General features: G+C 68.1%; 20 protein-coding genes and 2 pseudogenes. 10 read left to right on the top strand and 12 right to left on the bottom strand.

From position 1 onward, the window contains the following. Positions 1-39: 39 nt before the first annotated feature. The 3 genes from ileS to murJ form a co-directional block, all read right to left on the bottom strand. Entirely contained in the window at positions 40-2,835 is a 2,796-nt protein-coding gene (ileS, locus tag ABD970_RS07345; RefSeq protein ID WP_345295671.1) for an isoleucine--tRNA ligase, read from the bottom strand. A 65-nt stretch (positions 2,836-2,900) separates the two neighbouring features. Further along, complete coding sequence (locus tag ABD970_RS07340) at positions 2,901-3,875, bottom strand: bifunctional riboflavin kinase/FAD synthetase (protein WP_345294858.1); 975 nt, start codon at positions 3,873-3,875, stop codon at positions 2,901-2,903. Between the two features lie 127 nt (positions 3,876-4,002). Then, positions 4,003-5,547 carry a murein biosynthesis integral membrane protein MurJ gene (gene murJ / locus ABD970_RS07335; RefSeq protein ID WP_425563094.1) on the bottom strand — a complete coding sequence of 515 codons (1,545 nt, stop codon included), beginning with the start codon at positions 5,545-5,547 and terminating at the stop codon, positions 4,003-4,005. A gap of 194 nt (positions 5,548-5,741) precedes the next feature. On the opposite strand from murJ, the gene rpsT reads away from it, so the two are divergent. Beyond that, a complete protein-coding gene (gene rpsT / locus ABD970_RS07330) occupies positions 5,742-6,011 on the top strand; it encodes a 30S ribosomal protein S20 (RefSeq protein WP_345294856.1) in 270 nt (89 codons plus the stop codon). A gap of 280 nt (positions 6,012-6,291) precedes the next feature. Here the strand turns inward: rpsT and cgtA are convergent, their stop codons facing one another. From cgtA to rplU, 3 genes are all read right to left on the bottom strand, one after another. Next, positions 6,292-7,371: an Obg family GTPase CgtA gene (gene cgtA / locus ABD970_RS07325; RefSeq protein WP_345294855.1), complete on the bottom strand. Its 1,080-nt coding sequence runs from the start codon at positions 7,369-7,371 to the stop codon at positions 6,292-6,294. A gap of 233 nt (positions 7,372-7,604) precedes the next feature. Beyond that, a complete protein-coding gene (rpmA, locus tag ABD970_RS07320) occupies positions 7,605-7,865 on the bottom strand; it encodes a 50S ribosomal protein L27 (protein ID WP_345294854.1) in 261 nt (86 codons plus the stop codon). 6 nt (positions 7,866-7,871) lie between these two features. Next, a complete protein-coding gene (gene rplU / locus ABD970_RS07315; RefSeq protein WP_345294853.1) occupies positions 7,872-8,204 on the bottom strand; it encodes a 50S ribosomal protein L21 in 333 nt (110 codons plus the stop codon). Positions 8,205-8,504: 300 nt separating this feature from the next. On the opposite strand from rplU, the pseudogene uvrA reads away from it, so the two are divergent. Both uvrA and ABD970_RS07305 read left to right on the top strand, forming a co-directional pair. After that, a pseudogene (gene uvrA / locus ABD970_RS07310) lies at positions 8,505-11,327 on the top strand (excinuclease ABC subunit UvrA); the annotation flags it as partial. Between the two features lie 38 nt (positions 11,328-11,365). Further along, the gene (locus ABD970_RS07305) at positions 11,366-11,797 is read left to right on the top strand and encodes an acyl-CoA thioesterase (RefSeq protein WP_345294852.1); all 432 of its coding nucleotides are present in this window, start codon (positions 11,366-11,368) and stop codon (positions 11,795-11,797) included. 539 nt (positions 11,798-12,336) lie between these two features. Here ABD970_RS07305 and ABD970_RS07300 read toward each other — a convergent pair. Continuing rightward, complete coding sequence (locus ABD970_RS07300; protein WP_345294851.1) at positions 12,337-12,804, bottom strand: copper chaperone PCu(A)C; 468 nt, start codon at positions 12,802-12,804, stop codon at positions 12,337-12,339. A 38-nt stretch (positions 12,805-12,842) separates the two neighbouring features. Here ABD970_RS07300 and ABD970_RS07295 point away from each other — a divergent pair, with 38 nt between their 5' ends. Beyond that, positions 12,843-13,601 carry an enoyl-CoA hydratase/isomerase family protein gene (locus ABD970_RS07295; RefSeq protein WP_345294850.1) on the top strand — a complete coding sequence of 253 codons (759 nt, stop codon included), beginning with the start codon at positions 12,843-12,845 and terminating at the stop codon, positions 13,599-13,601. 114 nt (positions 13,602-13,715) lie between these two features. On the opposite strand, the gene ABD970_RS07290 is transcribed toward ABD970_RS07295, so the two are convergent. The 3 genes and pseudogenes from ABD970_RS07290 to ABD970_RS07275 all read right to left on the bottom strand — a co-directional run bounded on the left by ABD970_RS07290 (position 13,716) and on the right by ABD970_RS07275 (position 16,247). Continuing rightward, entirely contained in the window at positions 13,716-14,564 is an 849-nt protein-coding gene (locus ABD970_RS07290) for a sulfurtransferase (protein ID WP_345294849.1), read from the bottom strand. Further along, positions 14,561-15,396 (bottom strand): annotated as a pseudogene (locus tag ABD970_RS07285) (CoA pyrophosphatase). The gene ABD970_RS07290 and the pseudogene ABD970_RS07285 overlap by 4 nt, the downstream one beginning before the upstream one ends. Before the next feature lie 149 nt (positions 15,397-15,545). Continuing rightward, positions 15,546-16,247, bottom strand: a complete 702-nt coding sequence (locus ABD970_RS07275) for an FKBP-type peptidyl-prolyl cis-trans isomerase N-terminal domain-containing protein (protein ID WP_345294846.1) — start codon at positions 16,245-16,247, stop codon at positions 15,546-15,548. A 194-nt stretch (positions 16,248-16,441) separates the two neighbouring features. Here ABD970_RS07275 and ABD970_RS07270 point away from each other — a divergent pair, with 194 nt between their 5' ends. Genes ABD970_RS07270 through nth form a run of 3 tightly spaced genes read left to right on the top strand, consistent with a single transcriptional unit; the run spans position 16,442 to position 18,245 of the window. Next, positions 16,442-17,224, top strand: a complete 783-nt coding sequence (locus ABD970_RS07270; protein ID WP_345294845.1) for an enoyl-CoA hydratase/isomerase family protein — start codon at positions 16,442-16,444, stop codon at positions 17,222-17,224. A gap of 5 nt (positions 17,225-17,229) precedes the next feature. Continuing rightward, on the top strand, positions 17,230-17,577 hold the full coding sequence (locus ABD970_RS07265; protein WP_345294844.1) for a hypothetical protein: 348 nt from the start codon (positions 17,230-17,232) through the stop codon (positions 17,575-17,577). Further along, positions 17,574-18,245: an endonuclease III gene (gene nth / locus ABD970_RS07260; RefSeq protein ID WP_425563066.1), complete on the top strand. Its 672-nt coding sequence runs from the start codon at positions 17,574-17,576 to the stop codon at positions 18,243-18,245. The genes ABD970_RS07265 and nth overlap by 4 nt, the downstream gene beginning before the upstream one ends. A 235-nt stretch (positions 18,246-18,480) precedes the next feature. Here the strand turns inward: nth and ABD970_RS07255 are convergent, their stop codons facing one another. After that, entirely contained in the window at positions 18,481-19,782 is a 1,302-nt protein-coding gene (locus ABD970_RS07255; protein ID WP_345294843.1) for an OprO/OprP family phosphate-selective porin, read from the bottom strand. Positions 19,783-20,075: 293 nt separating this feature from the next. Continuing rightward, a complete protein-coding gene (locus tag ABD970_RS07250; RefSeq protein ID WP_345294842.1) occupies positions 20,076-21,896 on the bottom strand; it encodes a DUF885 domain-containing protein in 1,821 nt (606 codons plus the stop codon). A 99-nt stretch (positions 21,897-21,995) separates the two neighbouring features. Between ABD970_RS07250 and ABD970_RS07245 the strand changes: the two genes are divergently transcribed. From ABD970_RS07245 to ABD970_RS07235, 3 genes are all read left to right on the top strand, one after another. After that, positions 21,996-22,853: a 23S rRNA (adenine(2030)-N(6))-methyltransferase RlmJ gene (locus ABD970_RS07245; protein ID WP_345294841.1), complete on the top strand. Its 858-nt coding sequence runs from the start codon at positions 21,996-21,998 to the stop codon at positions 22,851-22,853. Positions 22,854-22,952: 99 nt separating this feature from the next. Beyond that, entirely contained in the window at positions 22,953-23,906 is a 954-nt protein-coding gene (locus tag ABD970_RS07240) for a DUF808 domain-containing protein (RefSeq protein WP_345294840.1), read from the top strand. Between the two features lie 66 nt (positions 23,907-23,972). After that, positions 23,973-24,515 (top strand): GNAT family N-acetyltransferase, encoded by a 543-nt coding sequence (locus ABD970_RS07235; protein ID WP_345294839.1) that lies wholly within the window; start codon positions 23,973-23,975, stop codon positions 24,513-24,515. Positions 24,516-24,518 lie beyond the last annotated feature (3 nt).

Raw genomic sequence — 24,518 nt, 5'->3', positions numbered from 1 at the left:
CACGGAGCCGACCGTCGAGCGGCCACGGGAAGCCTGCGATCAGAACCATTGGCGGTCTTCCCCCGGGCCTTCGACATTGTCCACGCAGCGCATGCACAACAACGGGTGGTCCGCCGCGCCGCCGATATCCTCGCGGCGTTGCCAGCATCTCGCGCACTTGGGCTTCCGGGTCGGAACCGCTTCGACGACGACGCCAGTCGCGGCATCGTCGGCACTGATGGCGACGTCCCCACTGATGAACAGGAAACGCAGCTCCCCGGCCAACGGCAGGAGCCAGTTCTGGTCGGACACGCCACAGCGCAGGGTGATCTCGGCGTCCAGCGCGGCGCCGATCTCCCCGCTGGCGCGCATCGGCTCCAGCACCTTGGCGACCTGTTCCCGCAGCGCCAGCAGCGCGTCGAACTCCTTCAGTGAAAGCGCCGCATCCTCCGGATAGGGCGCCAGGCCGTCGTACCAGGTCGCGAACAGGACGTTGTCGGCGCGGGCTCCCCCGGGCGGGCGCGGCAGGAAACGCCACATCTCGTCGGCGGTGAAACTCAGCACGGGCGCGATCCAGCGCACGAAGGCCTCGGCGATCCGGTACATGGCGCTCTGCGCAGAGCGCCGCCCGCGCGAATCCTCCGGCATCGTGTACAACCGGTCCTTGGTGGCATCGAGGTAGAGCGACCCGAGGTCGATGCTGCAGAAGTTCAACAGCGCCTGCACGATGTCGGCGAAGTCGTAGCGCGCGTACGCCTCGGTGATCCGTTGCTGCACCTCGTGGGCGCGATGCACGATCCAGCGGTCCAGCGCGACCATGTCGTCGAGGGGACGCAGGTGCCGGTCCGGCTCGAACCCGTGCAGGTTGCCCAACAGGAAACGCGCGGTGTTGCGGATGCGGCGGTAGCCGTCGGCGTTCCGCTTGAGGATCTCCTGCGACAGGGACATCTCGTTGCTGTAATCGGCCGAGGCGATCCACAGGCGCAGGATGTCGGCGCCGAGCGTCTTCAGGATGTCCTGCGGCTCGATGCCGTTGCCCAGCGACTTGGACATCTTGCGGCCGTGCTCGTCGACGGTGAAACCGTGGGTGAGGCACTGGCGGTACGGTGCCGCCTTGTCCATCGCGATGCCGGTCAGCAACGACGACTGGAACCAGCCGCGGTGCTGGTCGGAGCCTTCGATGTAGAGGTCGGCCGGCTTGCCCAGTCCGCGCTCGGCCAGCACGGCTTCATGGGTGACGCCGGAATCGAACCAGACGTCGAGGATGTCGGTGACCTTCTCGTATTGCCCGGCCTCGTCGCCCAGCAGGTCCGCCGGGTCCAGCGCATACCAGGCATCGACGCCTGCCTGCTCGACGCGCACCGCGACCTGCTCCATGAGCTCCACGCTGCGCGGATGCGGCTCGCCCGTTTCGCGGTGCACGAACAGCGCGATCGGCACGCCCCAGGTGCGTTGCCGCGAGATCGTCCAGTCCGGCCGCCCTTCGATCATGCCCGCGATCCGCGCCTGCCCCCAAGCCGGATACCAGGTCACGTCCTTGATCGCGGCGAGCGCGTCGCGGCGCAAGCCGGTCCGGTCCATCGAGATGAACCACTGCGGCGTCGCCCGGAACGCAACCGGCGTCTTGTGTCGCCAGCAGTGCGGGTAGCTGTGTTCCATCCTGGCCCCGGAAAGCAGGCTGCCGTTGGCGCGCAGCGCCTCGACCAGCACGTCGTTCGCCTTCCAGATATGCAGGCCCGCCAGTTCGGCGTCGCCCACCGGGGGCGTGCCCGGCAGGTAGACGCCGCGCCCGTCCACGGGATTGAGTTGCGCGGCCGTGTACTTCTCGACCAGCCCGTACTGCTTGCCGACGGCGAAATCCTCCTGGCCGTGCCCCGGGGCGGTGTGCACGGCGCCGGTTCCCTCCTCGTCGGACACGTGGTCGCCGAGGATCATCGGGATCTCGCGATCGTCGTAGAACGGATGCCCCAGCAGCAGGTGCTCGAGCGCCTTGCCCTTCGCACGACCGTGGACCGTGACGGTATCGACGCCATAGCGCTGCAACGCCCGTTCGGCCAGCGCCTCGGCGAGCAACAACCACCGTCGGCGGCCATCCACGGGCGGTCCTTCGACCAGCACGTAATCGAGCTCCGCCCCCAGCGTCACAGCGAGCGACGCGGGCAGCGTCCACGGCGTCGTCGTCCAGATCGGCACGGCGATGTCGACGCCATCGACTCCATCGACACCGAAGGCACCCGCCACGGCGCGCGGGTCGCGCGCCGGATAGGCCACGTCGACGGCAGGCGACAGCTTGTCCTGGTACTCGATTTCCGCCTCGGCCAGCGCCGAGCCGCAGTCGAAGCACCAGTACACCGGCTTGACCCCGCGCTGCAGGTGACCGTTGCCGACGATCCTGGCGAAGGCCCGGATTTCGTCGGCCTCGTACTTGAAGTCGAGGGTGCGATACGGGTTTTCCCAGTCGCCGAGCACGCCCAGGCGCTTGAAATCCTTGCGCTGGAGGTCGATCTGCGCGTTGGCATAGTCGCGGCAATGCTGGCGGAACGCGGCGGCATCGAGCTTTTGGCCGACCTTGCCGTGCTTCTTCTCGATCGCGATCTCGATCGGCAAGCCATGGCAGTCCCAGCCGGGCACGTAGGGCGCGTCGTAGCCGGCCATGGTCCTGGACTTGACGATGATGTCCTTGAGGATCTTGTTGACCGCATGGCCCAGGTGGATCGGGCCGTTCGCGTACGGCGGTCCGTCGTGGAGCACGAACGGCGGCCTGCCCTTGGCGTGATCGCGCAAACGCGCATAGAGGCCTTCGTTTTCCCAGCGCGCAAGCGTCTCGGGCTCCCGCTTCGGCAGGTCTCCGCGCATCGGGAATTCGGTGGCCGGCAGGTGCAGCGTGGCCTTGTAACGATTGTCCTTGCCTGGGTCTTCGGTCACGCGCTCGCTCGCTGGGCTGGATGCTTCAGTATTCCACGCGCCTGGGCGGCGTCGCGGTCCATCTGCGCGACCAGGGCCGGCAGGTCGTCGAATTTCCGTTCGTCGCGCAGCCTGGCGACGAACTCGACCTCGATGCGCCGCCCGTAAAGGTCGCCATCGAAGTCGAACAGGTGCGCCTCGAGCAATGGCTCCACCCCGCCGATCGTCGGCCGGGTGCCGAAACTCGACACTGCCGGCCATGGCGTGTCGCCGACGCCATGCACGCGTGAGGCGTAGATGCCGCGCAGTGGAGGCGTCTTGTCGCCAAAACGCAGGTTCGCGGTGGGATAGCCCAGCTTGCGCCCCAGCTGGCGGCCATGGACCACCGTGCCGCCGATCGCGTACGGACGCCCGAGCAGGCGGGCGGCGGCGTCGAAGCGGCCGTCCTGCAGCGCAGCGCGGATGCGCGTGCTGGAGACGCGTTCTCCCTCCAGCAGTACCGGCTCGATTTCGCCGGCGACGAAGCCATGCCGGTGGCCCTCCCGCTGCAGCGTGGCGAGGTCGCCCGCGCGCCGGTGGCCGAACCGGAACCCGGGCCCCACGTGGACCTCGCGGGTCGCGAGGCGCTGGACCAGGACAGCCTCGATGAAGCGCTCGGGCGCCATCGCCGCCATCGCCGCATCGAAACGCAGCAGGCCGACAAGGTCGGCGCCCAGGCCGCGCAGGCCCTCGTACTTGGCGCGCGGCAGCGTCAGTCGCGGTGGCGGCGCGTCGGGCGCGAAGAATTCACGCGGCAAGGGCTCGAAGCTCAAGGCGACCACCGGCAACCCCAGCTCACGCCCTCGCATGGCGGCATGCCGGACGAGGGCGCGATGACCCAGGTGGAGGCCATCGAACGCACCGATGCACACGACGCTGCCCCGGGGGCACAGGAGCCCGCCTTCGGCGTCGCGGAACAACGTGTTGTCGGGCCGGTGACTGGGCCTGCTCATGAACGCTCTGGGATGAAGAACGCGCCGGGCGCGACGGTTCTCCGCATCGAGAAGGACGCGGAAGTATAGCGGCGCGGCGCGCCCGCCACCGGCGGGGACCACCGCCTGCCGGCATGCGCGCCGCGAATCAATGCCGCAGGTCGCGCGGGCGCAGCCCCATGGCCAGCAAGGCCAACGCGTACACGCCCGCGCCCGACGCGATCGTCACCAGCAGCCATCCCACGCGCTCCGGCACGCCGGCGATCGAGGTCCATTCGCCGATCCACAGCCGCAAGCCCAGTACCGCCACGGCCATCGCCAGGCAGGCGATGCCCAGCCGTAACCAGAAGCGTCCCCAGCCGGGCCCGGGGCGATGCAGGCCGCCGCGCAGCAGGTACCGCCAGAGGAGCCATGCGTTGACGATGCCCGCCAACGCGGTTGCCAGCGCGATGCCGCCATGCGCGCCAGTGGTGCCGCTCAACCACAGCGGCGTGGTCAGGCCGGCGGTCAGCAGCACGTTGACGACCACGGTGTAGATCGCCGCGCGCATGGGCGTGCGGGTGTCCTGCCGTGCGTAGAACGCAGGCGCCAGCACCTTGCTCAACATGAACGCCGGGATGCCGATGCTCATCGCCGTGAGGCTGATCGCCGCCATGCGGGTATCGAATGCCGTGAATTGCCCGTAGTTGTAGACGGTGGCGGTGATGGGCTCGGCCAGCAGCAACAGGCCAAGCCCTGCGGGCACGCCTGCGAGCAGGGCCATTCGCATGGCCCAATCCACAGACTGGCTGTAACCGGTGGCGTCGGAGGCGGCGTGCCGGCGCGACAGGTGCGGCAGGATGACGGTGCCGAGCGCGACCCCGAACAACCCCAGGGGAAACTCGATGAGCCGGTCCGAGTAGTAGAGCCAGTCCACGCTGCCGTCGACCAGCAGGGCAGCGAATGCCGTGCCGACCAGCAGGTTGACCTGCGCCACGGACGAGGAAAACAGGGTCGGCAACATCAGGCGCGCAACCTTGCGGACTTCCCCATGCGCGAACCCCAGCTTCAGCGTGGGCCGCAAACCCAACCGGCCCAGCGCCGGCCACAGCAGGGCCAACTGCAGGAATCCCGCGATCAGAACGCCCCACGCCAGGCCCACCGGCGGCACCGCGAAGCGCGGAGCCAGCCAGAACATGGCCGCGATCATCGTCAGGTTGTGCAGCACCGGGGTGAACGCGGGCAAGCCGAACCGTCCCGTGCTGTTCAGGATCGATGCCGCCAGGGACATCATCGAAATGAACAGCAGATACGGGAAGGTGATCCGCAGCATGTGCGCGGTCAGAGCGAACTTCTCGGGCTCGTCCAGCCAGCCGGCCGCGAACAGTCCGGTGATCGCCGGCGCGAACAGGACCCCCAGGCCGCAGACCACCAGCACCACGGCGCAGAGCGCACCGGCCATGTGGTCGATGAAATCCTTCAACGCGGCCTTGTCGCCGCGCTCCCGGATTTCGTTGAGGACGGGGACGAAGGCCATCGCCATCGAACCCTCGGCGAACACCCGGCGCAGGAAGTTGGGGATCCGGTAGGCGACGATGAAGGCGCTCATCGCCCCGCCGGTCCCGAACAGGGTCGCCTGCAGCATGTCCCGCACGAATCCGGCGATCCGGGAGAGCAGGGTCATGCCGCTGAAGACCACGGTGGAACGCAGCAAGCCGGTTCGAACCGGCCCCGGGCCGCCGCCGGGGCTGCCGGCGGATGGCTCGAGCCGGGGCGGGTCGAGGTCGGGATTGCTCACGCAGCCCGCCCCACGGCGCCGGGATTGTTGACCCAAGTCCCTGAATCCGCCATACTTTCCTGCTGGATTGACCCAGACCCCATTCCTACACCAGATTCCAGGATCCCATCGTGGCCAACATCAAGTCCGCCAAGAAGCGCGCCAAGCAGGCCGTCGTGCGCAACCTGCGCAACAACAGCCAGCGTTCGCAGCTGCGCACCGCCGTCAAGAAAGTGCTCAAGGCGCTCGACGCCAACGACGCCGCCGCGGCGCAGGAAGCCTTCAACACCGCCCAGCCGCTGCTCGACCGATTCAGTGCCCGTGGCCTGATCCACCGCAACAAGGCCGCCCGCCACAAGAGCCGCCTGACCGCACGGATCAAGGCGCTGAAGGCCGCCTGAGGCCATCGCAGTCGTTGCGGCCTCGGTCGCAGCCCCAAAAGACCCGGCACCCGCCGGGTTTTTTGTTGCCCCGGCCACCCCCGCCCACGTTTCCGAGGAAGGGCTTTGGCAGCGGGGGACTCGAGCCGGGACCGTTTCCATCGCCGTGGCAGCCTTACGTCCGCGACCAATCCGCTCCCGGCCAGCTTTGGCCCGCGAAGCCATCGCCAGCACCGGCGCAGGTCCTTCCCGGCCCGCCGCCACCGGCCAGGCACGGTCCATGCGGCAGCGCACGCTGGCCTCAGCCAGCATCGCGGCCGGCATCGACGTCGCCATCCGCATCCTCACCATCGACCATGCCGTCTCCCGACGGTTCCAGCTGGTCGAGGAAGGTCTGCACCTGCAGCATCACCTGCCGCGTACCCTCCTGCGCGAGGCCGGAGACCAGGAACCAGGGCGCGGTCCACCCCAGGGCCTCGATGATGCGATCGGCAGCCGCACGGGCATCCTCGGGTGGTAGGAGGTCGGCCTTGTTCAACAGCAGCCAGCGGGGCTTGTCCATGAGCCCGGCGTCGAACTTCGCCAGCTCGTGCTCGATCGCCCGCACCTGGTCGACGGCATCGGAACCATCGAGCGGCTCCACCTCCACCAGATGCAGTAGCAGTCGCGTCCGCTGGATGTGGCGCAGGAACAGCGCCCCCAAGCCGGCGCCATCGGCCGCGCCTTCGATCAGCCCCGGGATATCCGCGATCACGAAGCTGCGCGCAGGCTCGACGCTGACCACGCCAAGGTTGGGATACAGGGTGGTGAACGGGTAGTCGGCCACCTTGGGTGTCGCGGCGGACACCGCGCGGATCAGGGTCGACTTGCCGGCATTGGGAAACCCCAGCAAGCCGACGTCGGCCAGGAGCTTGAGCTCCAGCTGCAGCGTGCGCTGCTCGCCCTCGCCGCCCGGCGTCGACTGGCGCGGGGTGCGGTTGACCGAGCTCTTGAAGTGCATGTTGCCGAGGCCGCCCTTGCCGCCCTTGGCCACCAGCAGGCGCTCGCCGTGACGGGTCATGTCGCCGATGAGCTCGTCGGTGTCGACGTTCACCACCTGCGTGCCCACCGGGACGCGGATGACGGTGTCCTCGCCGCCCTTCCCGTATTTCTGCTGGCCCATGCCGTTCTCGCCGCGCTGGGCCTTGAACTGCTTCTGGTGGCGGAAATCGACCAGGGTGTTGAGGTTTTCGTCGGCCTCCAGCCAGACGTTCCCGCCGTCGCCGCCGTCGCCGCCGTCGGGGCCGCCGAGCGGAATGAATTTCTCGCGGCGGAAACCCACGCAGCCGTTGCCGCCGTTGCCGGCGATGACGGTGATTTCAGCTTCGTCGACGAGTTTCATGGGCTCAGGGGGCGTTTCAGCGGACGCCGTCAATGCGTCTGCCGCGCCCCTGGGCACCCGGCCATGGATGGCCGGGCCGGACTATCCGGAATCGACAATGCGACGCCAAGGACGGCAGCAGATGGCTCGAACAGCGCCCACCTGGAAAGGGAAAGGAAGCTTAACTGTTTCGTGCAACTAAAACGAAAAGCCCCGCACGCGGCGGGGCCTTTCGCTGGTGGGCGCGGAAGCGCTTACGCTTCGGCGACCACGCTGACGGTGCGACGCTTCTTGGCGCCCTTGACCGAGAACTCGACCTTGCCGTCGACCAGCGCGAACAGGGTATGGTCGCGGCCAAGACCGACACCCATGCCCGGGTGGAACTGGGTGCCGCGCTGGCGCACGATGATGTTGCCGGCTTCGATCGCCTGGCCACCGTACATCTTGACGCCGAGGTACTTGGGATTCGAGTCGCGGCCGTTGCGCGAGGAACCTACGCCCTTTTTGTGTGCCATGGCCGATTACTCCTTCGACTTCTTGTCGCCGGAACCGTTGATCCCGGTGATCTCGATTTCGGTGTAGTGCTGCCGGTGGCCCATCTGCTTGCGATGGTGCTTGCGGCGGCGGAACTTGACGATGCGCACCTTGTCGGCGCGTCCGTGGGACTTGACGGTGGCGGTGACGGTCGCGCCCTTGAGCGCGTCGCCGAGCTTGACGCCCTCACCGTCGCCGAGCATGAGGATCTGGTCGAACCTGATCTCCTTGCCGGCCTCGGTGTCGAGCTTCTCGACCCGGATCGTCTCGCCCTGCATCACGCGGTACTGCTTTCCGCCGGTGACCAAAACTGCGTACATGACTGGTGTTTCCTTCTGTAGTTCTTCTGGATGTTGCTTGACGCCTGCCGCCATCGAGGGCGGACAGAAGCGGAATTGTAGGCGATTCAGCGAGTTAGGGTCAACCAGCCCCCACGACGGTTTTCGGGCGGGTCGCGCACCCTGAGACGTTCAGCTGGCAGCCTGCCCCCGATCTGGCAAATCCACGGGTTTGCCCCCAAATCAACGGCTCGCTAGGCTGATCGATTGGTCGACCCGGCCCCCGCCCCGCTGCTGCCCCCGGCCCAGGCCCGGCGCAGGTGTCAAAGGACGCTCCCCCCGATGGCGATGGAATTCATCCGCATCCGCGGTGCCCGCACCCACAACCTGAAGAACTTCGATCTCGACCTCCCCCGCGAGAAGCTGATCGTGATCACCGGCCTGTCGGGGTCCGGGAAGTCCTCGCTGGCCTTCGACACCATCTATGCCGAGGGCCAGCGCCGCTACGTCGAGTCCCTGTCGGCCTACGCTCGCCAGTTCCTGAGCGTGATGGAGAAGCCGGACGTCGACCACATCGAGGGCCTCAGCCCGGCGATCTCCATCGAACAGAAGTCGACCTCGCACAACCCGCGTTCCACCGTCGGCACGATCACCGAGATCTACGACTACCTCCGGCTGCTCTACGCCCGGGTGGGGCAGCCCCGCTGCCCGGACCACCACTATCCGCTCGAGGCGCAGACCGTCAGCCAGATGGTGGACCAGGTCCTGGCGCTGGATGCCGGCAAGCGCTGGATGCTACTCGCGCCCGTGGTGCGGGAACGCAAGGGCGAGCACGCGCAGGTGTTCGACCAGCTCCGCGCCCAGGGCTACGTGCGGGTCCGCGTGGACGGCGAGCTCCACGAGATCGACGACGTGCCGAAGCTGGCCCTGCGCCAGAAGCACAGCATCGACGCCGTCATCGACCGCTTCAAGGTCCGCGACGACCTCAAGCAGCGCCTCGCCGAATCCTTCGAGACCGCGCTCAAGCTCGGCGACGGCATGGCTTCGGTTCAGGCGATCGACGAACCCGGCGCAGAACCCCTGCTGTTCTCCTCGAAGTACAGCTGTCCCGTCTGCGACTATTCCCTGCCGGAGCTCGAACCCCGCCTGTTTTCCTTCAATTCGCCCGTCGGCGCCTGCCAGACCTGCGATGGCCTGGGCAACAGCCAGTTCTTCGATCCGGAGCGGGTGGTGGTGCACCCGGAACTGTCGCTCGCGGCGGGCGCCGTGCGCGGCTGGGACCGGCGAAACGCCTATTACTTCCAGCTGATCCAGTCGCTGGCGCGGCATTACGGCTTCAGCGTCGACACGCCGTGGAACGAACTGCCGGAGGATTCCCGGCAGGCCGTGCTCTTCGGCAGCGGTGGCAAGGCCATTACCTTCAACTACGTCACCGAAGCCGGGGGCCGGCGCCAGCGCCGGCACCGCTTCGAGGGCATCCTGCCCAACCTCGAGCGCCGCTACCGCGACACCGAATCCTCGGCCGTCCGCGAGGAGCTGGCCAAGTACATCAGCGAACAGCCCTGCCCCGACTGCGGCGGCGCAAGGCTCAATGCCGCCGCGCGCAACGTGTTCGTTGCCGAGCGTCCCCTGCACTCCCTCGTGGTGTTGCCGATCGACGAGGCGCTGCAGTTCTTCGAATCGATGGAGCTTCCGGGCTGGCGCGGGGAGATCGCGGCCAAGATCGTCAAGGAGATCCGCGAACGGCTGACGTTTCTGGTCGATGTCGGCCTCGACTACCTCACCCTGGAGCGAAGGGCGGGCACGCTGTCGGGCGGCGAGGCCCAGCGCATCCGCCTGGCCTCCCAGATCGGCGCCGGACTGGTCGGCGTGCTGTACGTGCTCGACGAGCCGTCCATCGGCCTGCACCAGCGCGACAACGAGCGCCTGCTGGGCACCCTCACCCGCCTGCGGGACCTCGGCAACACCGTCATCGTGGTCGAGCACGACGAGGACGCGATCCGCCTGGCCGACCACATCGTCGACATCGGACCCGGCGCCGGCGTGCACGGCGGCGAGATCGTCGCGCAGGGAAGCTTCGAGGATGTCCTGCAGGCCCCGCGCTCGCTGACTGGGCAATACCTCAGCGGGAAGCGGGAGATCGAGGTCCCGGGCAAGCGCCACCAGGCCAATCCGAAGATGGTGCTCAAGCTGCGTGGCGCACGCGGCAACAACCTGCAGGACGTCGACCTCGCCATCCCCACCGGCCTGTTCACCGCCGTCACCGGCGTGTCCGGGTCCGGGAAATCCACCCTGATCAACGACACCCTGTACAAGCTCGCCGCGAACGAGATCAACGGGGCGTCGCACAAGCCGTCGCCGTTCCGCGAGGTCGAGGGGCTCGACCTGTTCGACAAGGTGGTCGACATCGACCAGTCACCGATCGGCCGTACGCCGCGCAGCAACCCGGCGACCTACACGGGCCTGTTCACGCCGCTGCGCGAACTGTTCGCGCAGGTCCCCGAATCCCGTGCGCGCGGCTACGCGGCGGGGCGTTTCAGCTTCAACGTGCGCGGGGGCCGCTGCGAGGCCTGCCAGGGCGACGGCCTGATCAAGGTGGAGATGCACTTCCTGCCCGACGTGTACGTGCCCTGCGACGTCTGCCACGGCAAGCGCTACAACCGCGAGACGCTGGAGATCCTCTACAAGGGCCACAACATCCACCAGGTGCTCGACATGACCGTCGAGGACGCGCTGGAGCTGTTCGAGCCGGTGCCGAGCATCCGCCGCAAGCTGGAGACCCTGTCCGACGTGGGCCTGAGCTACATCAAGCTCGGCCAGTCCGCGACCACGCTGTCCGGCGGCGAGGCGCAGCGCGTGAAACTGTCGAAGGAGCTGTCGCGGCGCGACACCGGGCGCACGCTCTACATCCTCGACGAGCCGACCACGGGGTTGCATTTCCACGACATCGAGCACCTGCTCGCGGTCCTGCACAAGCTGCGCAACGATGGCAACACAGTCGTCGTGATCGAACACAACCTGGACGTGATCAAGACCGCCGACTGGGTGATCGACCTCGGCCCCGACGGCGGCCATCGTGGCGGCAGGATCATCGCCGAGGGCACGCCGGAGGAAGTGGCCGGCATGGCCGGGTCCTACACCGGGCAGTTCCTCGCCAAGACCCTGGGCATGCCGCGGAAGAAATCGCGCCGGAAGACGGCCGCATGAGCGGGGATCTGCAGGCCCGGGTGCTCTACAGGCTGCCGGTTGCGCTTCGCTGGCGTGACCTGGACGCCTTCAACCATGTCAACAACGCCACCTTCATGACCTATCTGGAGGAAGCGCGGATCCGCTGGCTCGACTCGCTGGGTGGCGAATGGATGAACGCGTCGGTGGCGCCCCTGCTGGCCGCGGTGCAGATGAACTACCGGCAGCCCATCGCCTATCCCGGCGAGATCGCGGTCGAATTGACCTGCCAACGGGTGGGCAACAGCAGCCTGACCATCGGGCACCGGATCGTGGCTGCGCGGGACTCGCGGGAAGCGGGCACGGACATCCTGCATGCTGATGGGCATGTGGTGATGGTGTGGATCGACCGAGGTACCGGCCGACCCTGTTCCTTGCCGGCCGTCATCCGGACATCGGTCGAGTCATAGGCACTTCACCGCCGCAAGCCGCGCGCGCGGCATCGACCAAACCCGACGGCAGGCGCCTGCCTGGGCGGGATCGACCGAGGCACTGGCCGGCCCTGCTGCCTGCCGGCCGCCGTCCGGACATCGGTCGAGTCATAGGCGCTTCACTGCCGCAAGCCGCGCGCGCGGCATCGACCAAACCCGACGGCAGACGTCTGCATGGGCGGGATCGACCGAGGCACTGGCCGGCCATGCTCCCTGCCGGACCTGATCCGCACATCGGTCGAATCGTAGGTCATACACTGGCGCAAGCCGCGCGCGGGGCAATGATCGAACTCGGCGGCAGGCGCCTGCCTGGGCGGGTTCGACCGCGATAGCGACAGGCACGCTCACTGCCGGCCCTGATCCGTATATCTCTCGAATCTTCGGCTCTTCAATCGAGCAAGCCGCGCGCGGCATCGACCAAATCCCACTGGCAGCGACTGCCGGTGTGTAAAGCGGGCGCACTTCTGGAAAGCGATCGCACCGCGCGCAACGACCGCTCGCGCTTGGGCAGTGCGCGCCTAGCGGCCGTCCGCGCCGCGCACCACGAACTCGCCCCGCAGCGTCCGGCCGTCGGACAAGTCGAAGTCCACCGCGATCGTGTCTCCCACCGCAGGCATCGTCCTGGGCCGCAGCAGCATGAGGTGCAGCCCACCGGGCTGCATCCGTCGCGTGGTCCGCGGCGCCAGGCGCAGCCGCGGCACCGCGCGCATGCGGCTGATGCCATCGGCCACGCTGGATTCGTGCAGTTCCACGCCCCCGAATGCAGCACTGCGGACGCCGACGATCACCACGGACGCCGCGCAGGCATTCTCGATTCGCCCGAACCCGGCCAGCATCGGCATTGGCACCGGCGGCAATCGAACCCATGCATCGCGCACGGCCGGCACGCAGTCCCGCCCGGCCGCCTGCACCTGGACCGCCGCCAACGCGCCGGCAAGCGCGATGGCGACGAGGAAGGCCAGTTGAGGAAGGGTCCGCGGGTTCATGGGCCTATGATAGCGACGACTGCCGGATGGACCGAGCCATGCCCGAACTGATCCAGATCCACGACCACGGCGTGGTCCGCGAATTGAACATGGCGCGTGCGCCGGTCAATGCATTGAACCCGGACCTCTGCGTGGCGCTTCGCGAGGCCATCGCCGCCGCCGTCGGATCCGGCGCAGCCGGCCTGGTCCTGTCCGGGCGACCCAAGGTGTTTTCCGCCGGACTCGACGTTCCCCACCTCCTGTCCCTGGCCGACAGGAGCGCCCTGAAGGCGGCATGGGGCGAATTCTTCGGCGCCGCGCGCGCGCTCGCGGAATCTCCCGTGCCCGTGGTCGCCGCGATCGCCGGGCATGCCCCCGCGGGGGGCTGCGTGCTCGCACTTTGCTGCGACTACCGGATCATGGCCAGCGGCCCGTTCCGCATCGGCCTCAACGAAAGCCAGGTCGGCCTCGCGGTCCCCGAGGGCATCCAGCACCTGATGCGCCGGGTGGTCGGCCCGCATCGCGCGGAGCGGCTGCTGGTTGCCGGTGAAATGGTGGAAGCCGAGCGCGCCCTGTCTTTGGGACTGGTCGACGAGCTGGTGGATATCGACGACGTGGTCCCGCGTGCCGTCCATTGGCTGAAGGCGTTGCTGGAACTCCCGCGCAAGCCGATGTTGCAGACGCGCGCCCTCGCCCGCGCGGACCTGGCGGCGGCGTTGCAGCCAGAAGCCGTCCCGCTGGACAGGTTCGTCGACGACTGGAACGACCCCGACACCCAGGCCGGGCTGCGCGCGCTGGTGGCGAAGCTGGGGAAGTAGCGCCGGTCCGCGTCGCCCGAACAACGCACGTCCGATCGCCGGCACCCTCCGCCCCTGCCATTGGTGCTGCACAAGGCGTCGAATGCATCGGCCATCAATTCCGTGCCCGGAGGATCAGGCGTCGCCGGTCGCGATCGGGCGCGACGGGTCCTCGATCCATCCACTCCAGGATCCGGTGAACAACCTGGCCCCCGGAAGGCCCGCGTGCTCCATCGCCAGGAGATGGTGGCATGCGGTCACGCCCGAGCCGCACATCGCGAGCAGCTCGGTCGCCATGCGCCCATCCAGCAGGGTGGCGAATTCACCGGCGAGCTCTTCGGCAGGCTTGAAACGGCCATCGCGAACGTTGTCCGCGAAGGGACGATTGGCGGCACCAGGCACGTGCCCGGCCTTGGCGTCAATCGGTTCGACCTCGCCACGAAAGCGCTCCCGGGCACGGGCATCGACCAGCAGTCCACCCGTCGCCACGTGGATTTCGACCTCGCCCGCGCCCAGCAGCCGCGTGGCGTCGAAGGTCCCGTTGTAGCGGGCGGCCGTCGGGATGCGCACGGCAGTTTCGACCGGCAGGCCCAGCGCTTGCCAGCGGGCCCATCCGCCATCGAGCACAGCCACACGCGCATGGCCGAACGCGCGCAGCAGGAACCACAGTCGCGCGGCGAAGGCGCCGTCGCCGGCGTCATAGGCGATCACTTGGTGCCCTGGCGTCACGCCCCACGCCGCCAGGCGCTCGGCGAACCGGGCGGCATCGGGCCAAGGGTGGCGACCCGCGCCCGGTCGATGCGGGCCGGACAAGTCGCGGTCCATGTCCGCGTGCAGGGCGCCCGGGAGGTGGCCGGCGTGGAATTCGGCCAACCCCGCATCGGACCGGCCCAGCGAATGCCTGCAGTCCAACACCACGAGCGCGTCGCTCGACAAGGCCGGCGCCAGCGCCTCCGCCTGGACCAGGGTCGACCACCCGCTCACTGGCCGCTTCCCGGGCCGCCAGCGCAAAGACGCTCGCGCAAGTTGTAGAGGATCGAAGCCGTCGCGCCCCAGATCCGCTGTCCGGCCGCGTCGGCATGGCGGCTGAATTCCAGCACGCGCCGCTTTCCCCCCTGGAACTGGAATTCGATGTGTTGCAGGTTTGCCGGCTCGAGCAGCCAGTCCAGGGGAACCTCGAACACTTCTGCCACCTCGCCGGGTTCCGGCACCGCGACGAAATCCGACGCCACGTGGGCAACCACCGGCAGCACCCGGTAGCCGGTGATCGTGGCCAAGGGGTCGAGGAACCCGAGCAGCTCCACCTGGGCCGGCGCCAGTCCGATCTCCTCCCGCGCCTCCCGCAGCGCCGCGGCCACCGGGCCATCGTCGCTTCCATCCACCCGCCCCCCCGGGAAACTGACCTGTCCGGCGTGATGGCGCAAAGCGTCGGTTCGACGCGTCAGCAACACGCTGAGCACATCCCGCTCCACCAGGGGCACCAGGACGGCCGCCTCGACCAGGGCCGCATCCGGCGGCAGCAAGCCGGAGAGCTCCGCGAGGTTCCACCCTTGGCCCCTCGGTACCGCAGCCAGTGGATGCAGGGCGGCTTGCAAGGCTCCGCGGGAGAACACGACGGATGTCACGCGCTGCGCCGGGATTCCCGTTCCGGCAGGACGGCTTCCATCAAGGTGAGGCGCTCGTCGTCGTCCATCTGCCCCCAGCGCGCGATTTCGGCGGTGGTGCGGTGGCAGCCGTGACACAGGCCGTCCTCGCCCAGCGTACAGACGCCGATGCACGGGCTGAGCACGGCACGGAAATGGGATGGCGATTGCATCGATGGATTCTCGGCCCGGGGGCGCGTCGCGGCCCACAAAAAGATTGCGCCGGCACGGGGGCCGGCGCAACGGGGTTCCACTCAGGCCGGCACCCAGTCTCCGGCGGTGACCAGAGCGGGGTGCCTGCTGGCGCGCATGCGCCAGTGGCTCACTTGACGCTGAGCAGCTTGACGTCGAATACAACGGCCTGGTTGGCCATCCGGCCGGCCTGCATGTTGGTGCCATAGGCCTTGTCACCCGGGATCACGACTTCCCAGCGCGACCCAGCCGGCATCTGCGCCAGCGCATCGCGAAGCCCGACCAGCGGGATCTGGCTGACCTTCATGCTCACCGGACCAGCGGGCTGGCCTTCACGTGCCTGCGAGGTGTCGATCAGCACCGTGCCGTCGGGCAACGAACCCTTGTACTGGAGCTGCACGTCGCTGTTCATCGTCGGCTTGGCGCCATTGCCGGTTTCGATGACGCGGTACTGCACGCCATTGGGCAGGGTCTTGACGCCGGACTTGGCCTTGTTCTGCGCCAGGAACGCGTCGCTGGCGGTCTTGTTGGCGGCCGCGAGCTTGTTGAATTCGGCCTGCATCCGCGCCTGCTGGCGCTTCTGCATGCCCTCGACCGCGGAGCGCAACTGGTCGACCGGCACGGTCGGGTCCTTCTTGGCGAAACCATCCCGGACGGCCTGGACCACGGTGTTGACGTCGACCTGCTCCCCGCTCTCGGCGAGGTTGCGTCCCAGGTCGTAACCGAGGGCGTAGCTCAACTTGCCCTTTTCCGATTGGGTGTCCTGCGCGGTGGCGGCGCCAGCGGCCAGGGTCAATGCCGCCAGCGCGGCGGCGAGCAAACGCAATTTCATTCAGTGACTCTCCAGAGGGGTTCCGGTGGGGGTCCGATCAAGATTCGGGGCGGTCGAGCCGCCCCATGCAGACCAGATACGATGACACGCTAGGATAGCGGCGGCAGGGCTTAACCGCCACTGACGCCACCCACACCGACCCCCGCCAGCGGCGACAAGTTCCGCGGCAGGCCGACGCCCTTCAAGAGCCAGACATGACCCAGAACCCCCTCCAGACCACCGATCATGGCGCCGTCCGCGTCATCACCGTCGACCGACCGGACAAGCTGAACGCACTGGATCGCGAGACGCTCAGGTCCCTCGACGAGGCCTTCGACGCCGCCGCCCAGGATGCCTCCGTGCGCGTGGTCGTCCTCACAGGAAGCGGACCGAAGGCCTTCGTGGCCGGCGCGGACATCAGCCAGATGGCCGGGCTCAGCCCGGCCGAAGCACGCGACTTCTCCCTGCTCGGGACCCGGATGATGCGGCGGGTGGAGCGCATGCCAAAGCCCGTGATCGCGATGGTCAATGGCTTCGCGCTTGGTGGCGGCCTCGAGTTGGCGATGTGTTGCCACCTCCGCATCGCGGCGGACAGTGCCAAGCTGGGCCTGCCCGAGGTCACCCTCGGACTGCTGCCGGGCTTCGGCGGGAGCCAGCGACTGCCGCGACTGGTCGGTCGCGCGGCGGCGCTAGAGCTTTGCCTGACCGGTGCGCCGATCGATGCGGCGCGCGCCCTGCAGCTGGGCCTGGTCAACCGCGTGGTCGCCGCGGAATCCCTCGAGGAAGAGACCATGCAGCTCGCGCGCAAGCTGGCACAGGGCGCTCCGTTGGCGATGCGCGCCATCCTCGACGCGGTGATGGTTGGTGGCGAATGCAGCCTCGATGACGGTCTGGAGTACGAAAGCGCGCAGTTCGGCCTGGTTTTCGCCAGCGACGATGCTCGCGAGGGCATGGCGGCTTTCCTGGAGCGCCGCAAGCCCGCGTTCGACAACCGTTAGTCCCGGTGGACGCGCGCCATTCCGCCGCCCCGGATATCGACCGGCTACTCGCGCTGGTACGCGGCGACGAGCTGGATGCCGCCATCGAATCGGGACTGATGGCCTGCGATCCCGCCGCCATCGCGAACGCACGGGATCGCGCGCTGCTCGCGGCCGCGCAGGAGAAGCTGCGTGGCGCCTGGGCTGCGAGGGAGCGTCATCGCGCCCGAGAAGCCCGGCTCGCGCGCCGAGCGGCAGAGCGGCTCGCGCGGGGCGCGCCAGCGTCAGGTGCGCCAGCGTCGAGTCCCCCGCTCCCCCCAGCCGCCGCCGCCGCGCTCGCCCGTGCGAAGGCGAAGGCGCTTCGGAAACCGTGAACACAGGCAAGGCAAGGCGACGGGTCCTGCGCCCTGGCGAAGTCGAGGAGTTGTTCTCGCGGCTGGCCACCCTCGATCCAAAGCCCACGACCGAGCTGGCATACGACACCCCCTTCGAGCTGCTGGTCGCCGTGATCCTGTCGGCGCAGGCCACCGACGTCGGCGTCAACAAGGCGACCAGGCGGCTGTTCCCCGTCGCCAACACCCCCGAGGCGCTCCTGGCGCTGGGCGAGGAGGGCCTGAAGCGCTACATCTCCAGCATCGGTCTCTACAACGCGAAGGCCGCCAACGTGGTGGCCATGTGCCGCCGGCTCGTCGACCTGCACGGCGGCGCAGTCCCGCGCACGCGCGAGTCGCTCGAAGCGCTCCCCGGCGTGGGCCGCAAGACCGCCAACGTCGTGCTCAATACCGCATTCGGTGAACCGACCATCGCCGTGGACACGCATATCTTCCGGGTCGCCAATCGCACGGGGCTGGCGCCGGGCAAGGACGTGAGGGCCGTGGAAAACCGGCTGATGAAGGTCGTGCCGGAGCGGTTTGTGCAGGATGCGCATCATTGGCTCATCTTGCACGGCCGCTACACGTGCAAGGCGCGCAAGCCCGACTGCCCGCACTGCGCGATCCGCGACCTGTGCCTGTATCGCCACAAGACACCCGGCGACCCCTGACGGCCATCGCACACGGACACGACGCAACCCGCGCGCGCGGCACCGATCCCGCGGCGTGTCGATGTCGCGGCGGGCGGGCGCAATCCGTCACCAGCATTTCCCAGAAGCTGGCCGGCAACGTCATCGGCACCGCTGCTGCGACGCGGACATGAAGCTGCCAGATGCGGCCTACGCGGGCACCAGAACGCCCCGGGACGCTTGCCGGGGCGCTACGGCCAGACAGTCTGCGACGCGATCAGAAGCTCAACTGCGTGCGCAACGCGTACTGCCCGGTTTCGTCGCCGGTGAACTCGTTGTCGCCCTTGGTGTAGTTGAACATCACCCGGACGTTGGGGTTGACGTAGTAGTTGAGGCCGAGGATCCACGAACTCACCTCGAGGCCCGCGACGTCCGTGTTCGCGATCGTGTCGTAGCGGGCGGTCAGCTCCCACAGGCCCTTGTCGGTCGCCTTCGGCGAGCCGAACACGCCATTGCTGGCCTTGTACGGCTTGTGGCCGCCGTTAAGCATCCAGCTGCCCATGACGTAGAACGTCTCCACGTCCTGGTCGCCCGCCACGGGCTGCTCGAAGGTGGCGCGGGCGTATTCGGACTGGAAGAACAAGGGGCCGAATGCTCCGGCGGCCTCGAGGCCGAGGGTGCCGACCGAACCACCGCTCAGCCCCGTGGTGGTGGCGATGGCCTGCGACGGCCCCCGGCGCCCCGCGTAACTGGCGCGCGCCTGCAGGTTCTCGGAGCCCTTGTTCGCGTTCTCGGTACTGGCCGACAGGCCGAAATGCAGGGTGCTGTCGTCGTTGTTGATCGGCGCGAAGGTCACGCGCGCAGAGGCACCGGTGCCCTCGTTGCGCACGCCGCTGGCACTGCGCAGGTTGAATGTGGCGACGCCGAAGGTGTAATTGTCGCCGCTGCGCAGGTAGCCCACGCCCTGCTGGAACTGGCGGCCGTTGTACAGCCCGGTCGCCGACGCGAAGGGGCGCTCCATCATGGTGATCTCGTTGGAACTGGTGAGCTCCTCCATCGACCGGTAGGGCTTGAACTGGCCGATGGTGAACTTGCCGCCCAGTGCGCTCCTGGCGATGTAAAGGTCGCGCAGGCCGTCGAGGTTGGTGCCGGTGGCGAAATCCTGCTCCATCTTGTAATCCCAGCCGTAGAGCTTGCCCGCGAGGCTCAGGCGCGCGCGGCGGAATTCCGTGGTGCCGGTGGTCGATGCCTGGTCCCGCTCGAACGCGTAGGCATCGAAGTGGATACGCCCACCGATCGAAGCCTCGAACGCCTTGTCGGCCGTCGACACCTTGATGCCGCCCTTGGTCTCGACCTTGACCGAATTGTTCGCGAGGTCGTCCAGGGCCTGCGCGGTGTCGATATTGACGTCCGACTGCGCGTTGGTCCGCTCTTCGAGCGCCTGCACCTGGGCCTGGAGGGCGGCCAGCTGCTCCTTCAGCAACGCGATCTCCGCATCCCGGGAATCGGCGGCCGACGCCGCGAAACTGAACGTGCCAAGGCAGACCGCGAGGGCGGCGGCGAGGGGCGAAAACGGCATGCTGGAACTCCTGGTGAGTGGAGGGATCGAGTCCGGCGCCTCGGCGCCGAGGGAACGTCAGGTGTGCGTCGAAGGTGCACAGCGTGGAAAAGCAATCTGACACCTTCATGAGAGCCATGTGACCGAACGATGACACCCGCTTGGGTACGGGCCTCGGGGGGCGAACTACGCATGCAAGCGTCGCATCCGCGGCACCCGGACGCTATTCAACGGCGCCTCCCTGGACGCACCCGAACTCGCACACAGACTGCGCGAGGGCGGCCATGCTGGGACGAGGTCGCAAACCCCGTTTCTCAGCGTTCCCGCTCCGCCGCGATCCAGGCATCCACCCGCCGCTCCAGCAAGGTCATCGGCATCGGACCACCGGTAAGCACCAGGGTGTGGAAGCGGCGGATGTCGAACTTGTCCCCGAGGGCGGCCGTCGCCCGCGCACGCAGCTCCAGGATCTTGTTCATGCCGACCTTGTAGGCCAGCGCCTGGCCCGGCATCACCAGGTAGCGCTCGATCTCGGCCACAACGTCGCTTTGGGGCATGCCGGTCTTGTCCGTCATGTAGTCGATGGCCTGTTCGCGCGTCCAGCGCTTGTGGTGCATGCCCGTGTCCACCACGAGGCGCACGGCGCGGAACAGTTCACCTTGCAGGCGGCCCAGGTTGTCCAGCGGCCGCTCCTGGAAGCCGAGTTCCCACGCCAGGCGTTCGGCGTAAAGCGCCCATCCCTCCGAGAAGGCGGTGAATGGCAGCACGCGGCGGAAGGTCGGCACGCCGGTCAGTTCCTGCTGGATCGCGATCTGGAAGTGGTGGCCGGGGATCGCTTCGTGGTAGGCCAGGGTGCGCATGCCGAACTTCTGGATCTCGCCAAGGTCGCGCAGGTTGATGTGGAAGATGCCCGGGCGCGAGCCGTCGAAGGCCGGGGCGTTGTAGTACGCACCTGGCGCGGTCTTCTCGCGGAAGGCCGGGACCGGCTCCACCTTGACGCCCGCCTTGGGACGCACGTCGAAATAGGGTTCGAGTCCGCCGTCGATTTCGTCGATGATCGCCTGGTAGTCCGCGAGGATCCGCGCCCGGGCCTCCGGGGTATCCGGGTAGCGCTGGTCCGGCCGCTGCGCGAGCTGCAGCATGCGCTCGCCGATGCTGCCGTCGTCCAGCCCTTGCGTACGCAGGATGGCGTCCATTTCGGCGCTGATGCGCGCGACTTCCGACAGGCCGAGGGCATGCACCTGCGCCGGCGTCATGTCGGTGGTGGTTTGCTGGCGCACGCTCCAGGCGTAGTACGCGTCGCCGTCGGGCAGCGCCCAGACACCGCGGTTGCCTTCGGTCCTGGGCAAGAGCGCCGCGTAGTAGTCGATCAACTGGCGATAGGCGGGGTACACCTTGTCGGCGATGGCTGCGCGCGCGGCAGCCAGCAGCTCTTCGCGCGCCGCGTCGTCGACGCCCTGCATTCCCGGCGCGGCCAGTCGCTCCTCGAAGCTCGTGTACAGCACGTTTTGTTCTGGCGGCACCGCCACGAAGGCGCGCATGCCCGCAAGGACCTTCTCGACCACGAACGTGGGCGGCACGATGCCCCTGGACTCGCGCAACCGCAGTCCTTCGAGCAGCTGGTCGAACTTCGCCGGGATCTTGCCGAGCCGCGCGAGGTAATCGTCGGCCTCCCCAGGGGACTTGACCTGGTGGGTATTGGCCAGGAATTCCGGCAAGGTGTTCTGCAAGCCGTGGAGCTGGTTCAGCGGATAGTCGTGGAACCGGAAGCGCTGGCCCTCGACCTGCGTCGCCAGGAAGTACTCGAGCACGTCGTAGTCGATGCGCTTGTCCGCGGGCAACGCTCCGCGGTCGTAGCTGCGCAAGGTGTCGAGGGCCTCGCGCACCTGCCCCGCGAAGCGCTCCTGCTGTGCCGGCGAAACATCGGTCAGGTCGTCCGAATACCAGTCCAGCCAAGGCGGCAGCATCCGCAGGCGGGACATCATTTCCGGGTTTTCCAGCGCGAACTCCGCGAACACGCGCTCATAGAACCAGCCGATCTTCAGCGGCTTCATCCAGATCGTGTGCGCCACCAGCAACAGCACCGCCAACAGCAGCAGCCCGAAAGCAATTCCCGTCCAGCGCATCACCCGTCGCATATCGGCTCCCCGAGGCAACTCGACTCCCGGGGCAGCTTACAACGCCGACTCCGACCGCTGCAGGCTACGCAGCTGCGGCGCTGCTAAGCTGCGCCGGCGATGAACTACCGACACGCCTTCCATGCGGGCAACCACGCCGACGTCTTGAAGCACGTCGTGCTGCTGGCGGTATGCGATGCACTTGTGGCCAAGCCGGCGCCGATGTTCGCACTCGATACCCACGCCGGCCGCGGCCTGTACGCCCTGGACGGCGAGATGTCCCGGCGCACCAGCGAGGCAGCCGGCGGCGTGGAGGCCTTCGGCCACCAGGCCTTCTCCGTCCCTGCGCTCGCGCGCTATCTCGCCGCGGTCGATGCATGCAGGGCCATGCATGGCCGCCATGCCTACCCCGGCTCCCCTTGGCTGCTTGCCCATGCATTGCGCGACCAGGACCGCATCGCCTGCTGCGAGTTGCAGCCCGCCGAGGCCTTGGCGCTGGAGCGCACGTTCTCGGCGGACAAGCGGGTCGTGGTGCATGCGCGGGACGGCTATGCCGCCATTCCCGCCCTGCTTCCACCCCGCCACGGCCAGGCGAGGATCGCCCGTGGACTGGTGCTGGTGGATCCGCCCTACGAGGCCCAGCTTGCCGAATTCGACGCGGCGATCGCCGCCTTGCGGACCGGCCTCCGGCGCTGGGCGCAAGCCTGCTACATGCTCTGGTACCCCATCAAGCTGCGGCGCACGCTGCAGCCATTCCAGCGGCGCGCAGCCGACCTGCCCGCGCAGTCGGCGCTGGTCGTCGAGCTGCTGGTGCGCCGCGACGACTCCCCGCTGCGCATGAACGGCAGCGGGCTGTTGCTGCTCAATCCGCCGTGGCAATTGCAGCAGGCGCTGGCTCCCGCCTTGCCCGTGCTCTGCGAGCTGCTGGGCGAGGCCGGTGCGTCGTGGCGCATGGAGTGGTTGCGGCCACCGGCCTGAAGTCGCGGGCGAACCCCTTGGCTTCCTTTGCCCGAGGCCCTTCCGGCCACGTCATCGGCGCTGTGACAGAATCGTCGCGCTCCCACCGGATCATCCGCCATGGCTTCCAGTTTCTTCGCGCTGCTAGACGACATCGCCACCTTGCTGGACGACGTGGCGGTCATGACCAAGGTCGCCACCAAGAAGACAGCCGGCGTCCTGGGCGACGACCTGGCGCTCAATGCGCAGCAGGTCTCGGGCGTCAAGGCGGATCGCGAACTGCCCGTGGTCTGGGCGGTCGCCAAGGGCTCGTCACTCAACAAGCTCATCCTGATCCCGGCGGCGCTGGCATTGGCCGCGCTCGAGCGATGGCTCCACGGGCAAGGCATCGACGTCCCGATCATCACGGCCTTGATGATGCTCGGCGGTGCCTACCTGTGTTACGAGGGGGTGGAAAAGCTCGCCCACAAGTGGCTCCACAGCAAGGACAAGGATGCCGAACACCACGCCCAACTCGTCCAGGCCGTCGCGGACGAAAGCGTGGACATGGTCGCGTTCGAGAACCGGAAGATCAAAGGCGCCATCCGCACCGACTTCATCCTGTCCGCGGAGATCATCGTCATTACGCTGGGCACCGTCGCGGACAAGCCGTTCATGACACAGCTCGGGGTCCTGTTCGTCGTGGCCGTGGTGATCACCGTCGGCGTCTACGGACTGGTCGGGGGCATCATCAAGCTCGACGACCTGGGCCTGCGCATGATGCGCGAAGGCAGCGGCAGCGCCAGCCAAGCGATCGGCCGCGCGATCCTCCGAGGCGCCCCCTGGCTGATGAAGTTCCTGTCGGTGGCCGGGACGGCGGCGATGTTCCTGGTTGGCGGCGGCATCCTGGTCCACGGCATCGGCTTGCTGGAGCATTTCATCGAACCGTACGCCGCGGGTCCGCAGGGATGGCTGGTGAGCAGCGCGTTCAATGCCGCGGTCGGGATCGTGGCCGGCGCCATCGTGCTGGCCCTGGTCACCGCGATCGGCAAGCTGCGAGGGGGTTCAGACCCGGTCGCGCAGCGAGTGGACTGAAGCACCGGATAGTCTCCGCACGGCCCTTTCACGCGACGCCCTCGCGGCCTCGTGCCACGATGGGCCATGGTCGCCAGAAACCGCCTACCGCCGTGGCACGAAGAGTTGCGCCTTGCCAACGGCCGCGACGTGCTCATCCGCCCGATCCGTCCCGACGATGCAACGACCTTGCGCGCGGGGTTCGAGCTGCTCAAGCCCGATGAAATCCGCCAGCGCTTCCTGTACGCGATGAAGGAACTCTCGCAGGAGATGGCGCACAAGCTGACGCGGCCGAACCCGAAGACCGAGTTCGCGCTGGTCGTCGCCGAACCACTGCCCCCCGGGGAGGCACTGATCGGCGGGGTCGCGCGCGCCTCGATCATCGACGGGACGCGCGATGCCGAGTTCGCCATCCTGGTCAGCCATTACGTTTCAGGAATGGGGCTCGGGCGCCACCTCATGCGTCGCCTCGTGCGTTGGGCGCGCGGCAAGGACCTCGAGCGGCTGCGCGGCGACGTGCTGGAAAGCAACCAGGCCATGCTCGGCCTGCTGGAGTCGCTGGGCTTCCGGCGCGAGGAGGGCGATTCGCCTGGCCTGGCCCGCGTGGTCCTGGACCTGCAGCCGGCGTAGCGC

Source organism: Luteimonas vadosa (assembly GCF_039543545.1).
In the GTDB taxonomy this organism is placed as follows: Bacteria; Pseudomonadota; Gammaproteobacteria; order Xanthomonadales; family Xanthomonadaceae; genus Luteimonas; species Luteimonas vadosa.
The sequence above is the reverse complement of the archived record's forward strand: the minus strand, read 5'-3'. Positions and strand labels throughout refer to the sequence as shown.

Excerpts from the sequence above, each read along its gene's own strand:
- rpmA (WP_345294854.1), bottom strand. The coding sequence starts at position 7,865 with ATGGCACACAAAAAGGGCGTAGGTTCCTCGCGCAACGGCCGCGACTCG.
- ABD970_RS07270 (WP_345294845.1), top strand. The coding sequence starts at position 16,442 with ATGACCCAGAACCCCCTCCAGACCACCGATCATGGCGCCGTCCGCGTC.
- ABD970_RS07295 (WP_345294850.1), top strand. The coding sequence starts at position 12,843 with ATGCCCGAACTGATCCAGATCCACGACCACGGCGTGGTCCGCGAATTG.
- ABD970_RS07275 (WP_345294846.1), bottom strand. The coding sequence starts at position 16,247 with ATGAAATTGCGTTTGCTCGCCGCCGCGCTGGCGGCATTGACCCTGGCC.
- rplU (WP_345294853.1), bottom strand. The coding sequence starts at position 8,204 with ATGTACGCAGTTTTGGTCACCGGCGGAAAGCAGTACCGCGTGATGCAG.
- ileS (WP_345295671.1), bottom strand. The coding sequence starts at position 2,835 with ATGCGCGGAGACCTGCCGAAGCGGGAGCCCGAGACGCTTGCGCGCTGG.
- ABD970_RS07235 (WP_345294839.1), top strand. The coding sequence starts at position 23,973 with ATGGTCGCCAGAAACCGCCTACCGCCGTGGCACGAAGAGTTGCGCCTT.
- cgtA (WP_345294855.1), bottom strand. The coding sequence starts at position 7,371 with ATGAAACTCGTCGACGAAGCTGAAATCACCGTCATCGCCGGCAACGGC.
- ABD970_RS07250 (WP_345294842.1), bottom strand. The coding sequence starts at position 21,896 with ATGCGACGGGTGATGCGCTGGACGGGAATTGCTTTCGGGCTGCTGCTG.
- ABD970_RS07305 (WP_345294852.1), top strand. The coding sequence starts at position 11,366 with ATGAGCGGGGATCTGCAGGCCCGGGTGCTCTACAGGCTGCCGGTTGCG.
- ABD970_RS07240 (WP_345294840.1), top strand. The coding sequence starts at position 22,953 with ATGGCTTCCAGTTTCTTCGCGCTGCTAGACGACATCGCCACCTTGCTG.
- ABD970_RS07300 (WP_345294851.1), bottom strand. The coding sequence starts at position 12,804 with ATGAACCCGCGGACCCTTCCTCAACTGGCCTTCCTCGTCGCCATCGCG.
- ABD970_RS07245 (WP_345294841.1), top strand. The coding sequence starts at position 21,996 with ATGAACTACCGACACGCCTTCCATGCGGGCAACCACGCCGACGTCTTG.
- ABD970_RS07255 (WP_345294843.1), bottom strand. The coding sequence starts at position 19,782 with ATGCCGTTTTCGCCCCTCGCCGCCGCCCTCGCGGTCTGCCTTGGCACG.
- ABD970_RS07340 (WP_345294858.1), bottom strand. The coding sequence starts at position 3,875 with ATGAGCAGGCCCAGTCACCGGCCCGACAACACGTTGTTCCGCGACGCC.